Annotated in this window: 1 protein-coding gene; it reads left to right on the top strand. The window is 50.4% G+C overall.

Annotated elements, in window-relative coordinates; genetic code table 11:
• The coding region (locus tag AC2Q9J_RS18555; RefSeq protein ID WP_499042210.1) for a sugar phosphate nucleotidyltransferase at positions 1-232 on the top strand (232 nt) is incomplete at both ends.

Here is a 232-nt window from a genome sequence, read left to right on the forward strand (position 1 = left end):
CGATTGGGGCCTCTTACGCGAAAAACGGCGAAACCGGCCGTGAATTTCGGCGGAAAGTACCGCATTATCGATTTCCCATTGTCAAACTGCACGAACTCGGGAATTACAACAGTCGGGGTATTGTCGCAATACGAGCCACTTGAATTGAATCGTAACTTTAGAATCGGGACGGCGTGGGATTTAGATCGTCGCAATGGGGGGTTAGCCATTCTCCCACCTTACCAAGCACAGT

This window comes from Planococcus sp. RAB007_Raresut (assembly GCF_057369535.1).